The sequence below is a fragment of the Pedobacter sp. 05L430 genome (genome assembly GCF_056397585.1).
Genome location: NZ_JBFTNT010000291.1, coordinates 1 through 8,870, shown reverse-complemented (window position 1 = coordinate 8,870; position 8,870 = coordinate 1). Strand labels below are relative to the sequence as shown.

Annotated in this window: 7 protein-coding genes; all 7 read left to right on the top strand. The window is 36.4% G+C overall.

Going from position 1 to position 8,870, the window contains the following annotated elements; all coding sequences use genetic code 11:
• Positions 1–168, top strand: a 168-nt coding sequence (locus AC1DG9_RS22755; protein ID WP_477635289.1) for a deoxynucleoside kinase, incomplete at its 5' end; no start/stop codon positions are given.
• Complete coding sequence (kdsB, locus tag AC1DG9_RS22750) at positions 169–903, top strand: 3-deoxy-manno-octulosonate cytidylyltransferase (protein WP_172659160.1); 735 nt, start codon at positions 169–171, stop codon at positions 901–903.
• Positions 900–1,439 (top strand): hypothetical protein, encoded by a 540-nt coding sequence (locus AC1DG9_RS22745; protein ID WP_172659161.1) that lies wholly within the window; start codon positions 900–902, stop codon positions 1,437–1,439. Before kdsB ends, AC1DG9_RS22745 begins: the two co-directional genes overlap by 4 nt.
• 317 nt (positions 1,440–1,756) lie before the next feature.
• A complete protein-coding gene (locus tag AC1DG9_RS22740; protein WP_477635288.1) occupies positions 1,757–4,525 on the top strand; it encodes an outer membrane beta-barrel family protein in 2,769 nt (922 codons plus the stop codon).
• Between the two features lie 7 nt (positions 4,526–4,532).
• Positions 4,533–5,186 carry a GLPGLI family protein gene (locus AC1DG9_RS22735; protein WP_477635287.1) on the top strand — a complete coding sequence of 218 codons (654 nt, stop codon included), beginning with the start codon at positions 4,533–4,535 and terminating at the stop codon, positions 5,184–5,186.
• Positions 5,187–5,380: 194 nt separating this feature from the next.
• The gene (locus AC1DG9_RS22730; protein WP_172659164.1) at positions 5,381–6,997 is read left to right on the top strand and encodes a CTP synthase; all 1,617 of its coding nucleotides are present in this window, start codon (positions 5,381–5,383) and stop codon (positions 6,995–6,997) included.
• A 20-nt stretch (positions 6,998–7,017) separates the two neighbouring features.
• Entirely contained in the window at positions 7,018–8,826 is a 1,809-nt protein-coding gene (gene yidC, locus AC1DG9_RS22725; RefSeq protein WP_172659165.1) for a membrane protein insertase YidC, read from the top strand.
• The last annotated feature ends 44 nt before the right edge of the window (positions 8,827–8,870 follow it).

Below are 8,870 nucleotides of genomic sequence, written 5' to 3'. Positions count from 1 at the left end.
ATAGATTACTTATCAAAGTTAAATGAAAAGTACGAAGCCTGGATTAAAGATTATAAACTGGGTAACCTGCTTATTCTGGATAAGGATAAATTAGACTTCACTAATAACCCTGAAGATCTGGGAACAATAATACAAGCTATAGAAGCCGAAATAAACGGATTATTTTAAATGAAGATTCTCGGAATCATACCTGCAAGATACGCCTCAACCCGCTTTCCGGGCAAACCTTTAGTTCAAATTAAGGGAAAGAGTATGATCCAAAGGGTTTATGAACAAGCTAGTAAGGCCACAAGCTTATCTGATGTAATTGTGGCTACCGACGATGAACGCATTGCTGCTGAAGTTAAAAGGTTTGGAGGCAAATTCATTGTTACCGGAAGTGATCATTTAAGTGGCACAGATCGCTGTGCGGAAGTAGCAACGTCTGTTTCCGGATACGATGCCATCATAAACATACAAGGTGACGAGCCTTATATAGACCCAGAGCAGATTGATCTTTTAGCCTCGTGTTTTAACGAAAAGGGGGTTCAGTTAGCTACCTTAATTAAGGAAATACATACAGAAACTGAGCTTTATAATGTTAATATTCCTAAAGTGGTTATCAATTCCAAAGGAGAAGCCACTTATTTTAGCCGACAAACAATCCCGTATATCAGAAGTCAGGAAAAGGAGAATTGGCTAAAAGCTCATCAGTTTTATAAGCATATCGGCATTTATGGTTACACCTATCCTATCCTGTTAGAAATTACTAAACTCCCTCAATCCTCTTTAGAAATTGCAGAAAGTTTAGAACAATTAAGGTGGATAGAAAATGGGTACAGAATCCAAACCAAAGTAACTGAAATTGAAACCATAGCCATAGATACCCCTGAAGATCTAATTAAAATAAACGATGGCGTATGAAACAACTAATAACCTGCATTTTTCTCTGCACCATTTTTTTAGTTGCATGTAATAGCACAGACAAAGACGATGCCGCCGGAAAAGATCTTGTAAAGATTGTAACAAAGCCATTTAGTGATTCTTTAAAGGCTGATACCTTTAAAGTACAGATACTGGGGGATAAACCCGACAACATGCACCTTGCATTCTCCATCACCTCTTTTAATGGCAAACAGATTTACGATGTAGACATTAAAGCTACCGATTTGTTCAAGAATTACATTGCTACCATTGATCTTTCCAAGAAGAAAAATCAGATCAAATTTCTACAGGAAGAAGTTAACCGTTTCTTTGACGACGAGAACTTCATGGAACCCGCCGTTGATGAGGCAGACCTGCCTGATGCAAACGTACCCGATAAAGCATTTTTCGACGAGTTAAAAAAAAACAGATTGAATGGATTCATTTATCGACTTGGTAAAGAGAGTAAAAACTACGTAGCCTGGTCTGATAAAGAAGGTAAGGTTAAAACTTACTATACCTGTTGCACTAAGTAAAATCTTATATTTTAGTAAAAACCCCTATCAACACAATAAATGCTTATTTGATGCGTTTTTGAGCATTCCATTAAAATTGTTGAAAATAATTAAAAAAAATATTATGATAATTTCAAATTTAACACTATGTTTATATAACGAAACAAAAAGAACTACGTAATAACTTATAAATAAACAACCTAGAATATTCTAACCAAATATACTTTAAAGAAAGTGCCCGAAATATTTCGGGCCTTTTTTTTGTCCCCCAGCATAAAAACCTTAAGTTGTCAAAAAACATTATTTTAGCTTTCTTAATAAATGTTATACGGTAATTTATGCTGAAGAGGTTATCCATTTTCATTTTCCTTACACTATCGTTTCTTACCGTAACTGCGCAAAAAGCAAGTGTTGCCGGTAGGGTTGTCGATACATTGGAAAAAAGGAATCTGGAACACAGTTCAGTTTTATTGCTAAGATCCGTTGACTCTGTAATGGTTAAAACTACTCGAACAAATGCAGAGGGAAAGTTTGAATTTAGAAACATTGCCAAGGGTGATTACAAGCTGCTGGTAACATTCCCTAAAATGGCCGACTATATCACGAACTTAAGGATTTCGGACACTTCCAACATCAAACTGGGCGACATTAAAATGGAGCTAAAATCAAAACTCTTAAGTGAAGTAGTTATACAGGCTAAAAGTGCCGTACGCATGAAAGGCGATACTTTGGTGTTTCAGGCTGATAGCTTTGCTGTGCGTAGCAATGCGAATGTTCAAGAGTTGCTAAAGAGGCTACCAGGAGTTGTTGTAGATAAAAACGGAAATATAAAAGCACAGGGTAAAGATGTAAAGACAGTTTTGGTTGATGGAGATGAGTTTTTTGGCGATGACCCGCTTTTAGCCACAAAATATTTAAAGGCAAATGCTGTAGAAGAAGTTCAGGTTTTCGATAAAAAAAGTAAAACAGCAGAGCTTACGGGAATAGATGATGGGGTAAAAAACAAAACCATTAATATCAAATTAAAGGAAAATGCCAAAAACGGATACCTGGCATCTTTAGATGCAAACCAGGGAAACGACAAGTTCCGTGATTACGGTGCTATGGCTGGGGTTTYTAAGAGCAAGCTCAAAGCTGCAGTTTATGGAACCTACTCTACCCTAACCAATGATTCTAAGATCAACCGATCTATGCGAAAGCTTAAAGGCGAAGAATATGATGTAATTGAGGTGGGCGATGATGGCAGCTCGGTGATGTATTCCTCTGGTGGTGATGATGATGATGATTACAGCTCCCCCACCAGCGGTTTGCCCAATAATTTCAATATGGGGGGGCACTTTGCCGACAGGTTCGAAAACAACACAATGGGAATAAAGCTCAATTTTAAAGGCTTCGATTACAAAAACAAGAATGTAAGAACTTCTAAATCCGAGGAACTTTTACCCAATGGATCGTTATTTTCAAGCTCCGGAAGAAAAGAAGACAGGTCGAAAAATACAGGTGAAAGCTTAAGAGGTGGATATAGTTACAATATCGACTCACTTACTACATTAAAAATAGCCTTTGGAGCAAAGCAAAACAGAAATCAGCTAAACTCTACGAGTGACGACTTTACAAGAGATCAGCGAGGCTTATTTATCAGTAACAATACCCAAACCAATACCGGCTCTGGTCATAGTGAAGCATTTAATGGAAATATCAACTGGTCAAAAAGATTTAATAAAAAAGGAAGAACACTATCAATAGACATTCAGCCCGAGAATCTTTCCAGTAAAAACATTGAAAAAAGTATAAATCAGACAAAGTACTATGATGACAATGGCCATGAAAACCGGGTAGAAAACACGAACCTGAATAAAGACAACGTAAACGATCAAAAGTCAATAGGCACCAGGATCAGTTATACAGAACCCTTGTCAAAACGGTGGGCTATAGAAGCAGGATATAGCTTTAAAACAATAGCATCAAGCAGCTACAGATTAGTTTCAGATAATAGCACCAATAAAATAGACTCTTTAAGTAATAATTTTAAGTTCATCAATTTCTCTAATGTTGGAAAAATAATTACGCAATATAAGGTTAAGAACTTCTCTATCTCTACCGGATTGGAAGCCACACAAACAAATTTTGTGCTTAAAGATCTGGATCAGCAAAGCGACTTTGATAGCAACTATTTAAACTTGTCGCCAAGCACCAACCTATTCTATAAAATAAACAACAACAGCAACTTATCTGTAAACTACAATGGTTACATGCAACAGCCAAGCATTAATCAAATACAACCGGTAAGGCAGCTAAACAACCCCTTATTTCAGGTTATTGGAAACCCATCTTTAAGGCCTTCGTTTACAAATAACTTCGGCCTTTCTTACAATAGTTTTCAGTTCTCAACCGACCAGTATATCTCTGGTTATTTTAGCTACGGTTTTACAAATAACGCAATTGTCGACACAGAAATAGTTGATGAATTTAACAAAAGAATCTCCAGCTATACCAACCTGAATGGAAACAATTCAATAGCAGGAAACGTATATTACTCTAAAGGTTTTCCGAAGTTAAACTTCCGCTTTGGTGTAGACCTCGGGTTTAATACCTCCAACAACCAAACGATATTAAACTTTACACGAAACAAAACAAGAAACACTCAATTTAATTTGAGAACATCTTTTAATTACTATACACATAAACTTGATTTAAGCTATACCCCATCGGCCAGCTTTATGTATGGTAAATCATCTATTGGTAGCATTAACGACGGCAGAAGCTTAATTCACGACCATGAGTTATCTGCAACAGTACAATTACCTTACAAATTCGAATTTAACTCAACCATGTCACTTTCATTTCGTCCTGCCAACTCATCTTTTGATAAAGATCTGGACGTAATCATATGGAATGGATATCTATCAACCAAGGTATTAAAAAACGAAGCGCTTGAAATTAAACTTTCCATAACAGATATCCTTAATCAAAAAATTGGATACAACAGATATGTTGGTGGAAATATTAAAAGTGAAAGTACGTTTAGCTATATTCCCAGATATGTATTATTTGGAATAAACTGGAATTTAAGTGGTAATTTTATTAAAAACTCCAGCGTTAAATAGCTAATCAATGAGTAGGTCTGTATTTTTTCTTCTCTTCTGTGCAATGCCGTTTAAGTTGCTGGCCCAGCAGCTTTTTATTCCGAATGGAAAAATTACGTTCGAAAAAAGGATAAACATGGTGCGTACAATGGCGGATTTTGGACTTTCTGATGAAATTAAAGGAGGTATGAAAAAGTACAAAACCAGTAATTGGGACCTTTATTTTGACCGTACAAGGTCTATTTATAAAGCTCAAAAAAAAGACGACAATGATGAGGATTTAATGTACTTTATTGCACCTGGCGAATCGACCAACGAACTTTATGCCGATTACGCAAACAGAAACCGCGTATTAAGGAAAAACATTATGGGCGACGATTACCTGCTGAAAGACACTATACCCCATGTAAGCTGGAAAATTATGCACGACATCCGTATTATTTCCGGTTTCGAATGCAGGAAAGCCATAGGTCGCATTAACGACACGGTTTATGTGGTTGCTTTTTATACAGATGAAATTTTACTGCGCGGAGGACCTGAGGGGTTCAACGGGTTGCCAGGCATGATATTGGGGCTTGCCATCCCCAGACTAAATACGACCTGGTTTGCCACCAAAGTTGATGCTTTTAATAATTTTAATAACGAAATTCAACCACCTAACATATATGGATTTGTACTTTAAACCGGCTTATTTATATAATTGTTAGTCAGCAGCTAGAAGGCAAATCATATAGAGAATTTCATTAAATCATTTTTTCCTTTACGAATATTTAAAAAAAGAGCCTTAAAGCTTCGGTTTATTTGCTAACTTTGTATCCCGTACAAAAACAATAAGGACAGCATAAAAAACTGCCTTTATATCAGAAATTCACAAACATGACTAAGTATATTTTTGTTACGGGCGGTGTTACTTCCTCTTTGGGTAAGGGCATCATCTCCGCTTCATTAGCCAAACTATTACAAGCACGCGGCTACAGTGTAACCATTCAAAAGTTTGACCCGTATATCAACATCGATCCGGGAACGCTAAATCCTTACGAACATGGCGAATGCTATGTTACTGAAGATGGTGCAGAAACAGACCTTGATCTTGGGCACTATGAGCGTTTCTTAAATGTTCCAACCACACAGGCTAACAACATTACTACTGGTCGTATTTATCAGAATGTAATCAACAAAGAAAGACAAGGGGAATACCTTGGTAAAACTGTGCAGGTTGTACCTCATATTACTGATGAGATCAAAAGAAACATGCGCATTTTAGGCGATAGCGGTAAATATGATATCGTTATTACGGAACTGGGTGGTACTGTTGGTGATATCGAATCTCTTCCATTTATAGAGGCAGTACGTCAGTTTAAATGGGAAGAAGGCGCTAATAATGCCATAGTTATCCACTTAACACTAATCCCTTTCCTTGCAGCAGCCGGCGAATTAAAAACCAAACCTACACAACACTCTGTTAAAGCTTTATTGGAGTATGGTATACAACCAGATATTTTGGTTTGCCGTACTGAGCACCATATCTCTCAGGACATCCGTAAAAAAATTGCCTTGTTCTGTAATGTAAACGTTAATGCGGTAATCGAATCTATTGATGCATCATCAATTTATTCAGTTCCGTTGTTAATGATGAAAGAGCAGTTGGATAAAACGGTCTTAACCAAATTAAAACTGGCTCATAAAAACGAACCTGATATGGAAAGCTGGAAAGATTTCCTTGGTCGTTTAAAAAACCCTACATCAGAAGTAACTATAGGTGTTGTAGGTAAATATGTGGAATTACCTGATGCTTATAAATCTATAACTGAGTCATTTGTTCATGCCGGTGCAAAGAACGAATGCAAAGTACGTGTTCAATACATTCATTCAGAAGGAGTTTATCCTGATAATGCGAAAGAAAAACTTGGTCATTTAGATGGTTTACTTGTTGCTCCTGGTTTTGGTAGCAGAGGTATTGAAGGAAAAATTGATGCAATTAAATATGTAAGAGAAAACAACGTTCCGTTCTTTGGAATTTGTTTAGGTATGCAATGTTCAGTTATCGAGTATGGAAGAAATGTACTTGGATTACAAAATGCAAATACTACCGAGATTGATGAAAACACTGAGCATCCGGTAATTAATATGATGGAAGATCAGAAAACCATTACCAATAAAGGCGGTACCATGCGTTTAGGTTCTTATCCATGCGACCTTAAAAAAGGTACCAAGGCTTATGCTGCTTACGGAAAACAACATATTACAGAGCGTCACAGACATCGTTATGAATTCAATAACGCTTACTTAAGTCAATTTGAAGAAGCAGGAATGATTGCCTCAGGTATCAATCCTGAAAGTAATCTGGTAGAAATTGTGGAGCTTAAAAACCATCCTTTCTTTGTTGGTGGACAGTTTCACCCTGAATTAAAATCAACAGTTGCTAATCCTCACCCACTTTTTGTTAAATTTGTCGCCGCAGCGATGGAGTTTGCGAAGAAGAAAATAAAATAATACGCGTTTAATTAACAATAATGGATAGAAATACGTTTACAGGATTATTCCTGATCATGATTGTTCTGGCAGGTTCTTTTTACTTTTTCAAGCCAAGTGAGGCTGAAATTAAAAAAGAAAATGAAAGAATTGCTGCTGATTCTATAAAGAAAGCAACAGCAAATACTACCGCAACTCCGGCTACAGCAGCAGTTGCTACATTGCCAGCTGTTGATTCGACTGCATTAAAAGGTCCTTTTGGTGGCAATATCTCTGGCACAGAGCAAACTAGCGTTTTAGAAAACGAGAACTTAAAATTAACTTTCACTAACAAAGGTGGTAAGATTCTTTCCGCTCAAGTTAAAGGACAGACTACTTATGATGGTAAACCGGTAATTTTGTTTGACGGTAATCAAAACAAGTTTGGCTTAAACCTAAACATAGGTGGCAAAATTGTAAATACTAACGATTTATATTTTACTGCTTCTAAAAATGGCGCAAACAGCGTAATTATGCGCGCCAATTATTCTGGGGATAAATACATTGAATTTGTTTACGATGTAAAACCGAATAGCAGTAAGGTTGGTTTTAACATTAACCTGAATGGCTTAAATCAGGTTATTCAAAACAATACAATTACTTTAAACTGGGAAGCTACTTTACTTGAACAAGAAAAATCAGGTAAAAAAGAGCAGGAACATTCAGCTCCATATTACAAATATGCTGGCGAAAATCCCAACCATCTAAGTGTTGCTAAAGACGAAAAAGAAGAACTAAAAGAAGGAAAAATCGAATGGTTCTCTTTCAAACAACACTTCTTCTCGGCGGTATTAATACCAACAGTTCCTTTTGATAAAGGTGAACTTGAAGTTAAAGTAACTACTGAGCCAGGTCAGATTAAATGGTATGGCGCTAATATGCAACTTACATTTAACCAATTGGCTGCTCAAAACTATTCCATGGAGTTTTACTTTGGAACCAACAAATTCTCTACCTTAAAAGCTCAGGGACATGAATTGGAAAAACAAGTAGACATGGGATACTGGCCATTAAAATACATCAACAGATTTATTGTATTGCCTGTATTTAACTTCCTTGAAGGTTTTGGATGGGGGTATGGATTAATTATCCTGGTACTGACAATTATGCTAAAACTAGCCATGTCGCCACTAACATATAAATCATATCTTTCAATGGCTAAGATGAGAATCTTGAAACCTGAGATGGATGAAATTAAAGCAAAGGTAGGCGATGATAATCCAACATTGTTACAACAGGAATATTTAAAGCTTTACAAACAAGTAGGCGTTAATCCATTGGGCGGCTGTTTACCAATGTTACTGCAATTACCATTTGTAATGGCTTTCTTCTTCTTCTTCCCCAATTTATTTGAATTAAGAGGCGAAAGCTTTTTATGGATGAAGGATCTTTCTACCTATGATGATTTTATCAAGTTTGGTGTAAACATTCCTATTCTGGGTAATCACTTAAGTTTAATGTGTATACTGATGACGATTTCAACATTGATCTACACTTACTTTAATAATCAGATCTCTGGTGCAACCGGTCAAATGAAATACATCGGTTACATTATGCCAATTGTATTTCTAGGTGTGTTAAATAGCTACCCATCAGGTTTGAACTACTACTACTTCTTAGCTAACATGTTAACGTTTGCTCAGCAGTTCCTAATCAAGTCTATGGTAGATGATGAAAAAATCCATAAAACACTTCAGGATAACAAAACCAAACCTGTTGTAGAGAAAAAGAAATCAAGATTCAGTGCTAAGCTGGAAGACTATATGCGTCAGCAGCAACAAGCACAGATTCAACAAAAAAAGAATAAATAATTCTATTTCTTTAAGAGGCTATATAAACGTCCACAAAAAAGGGG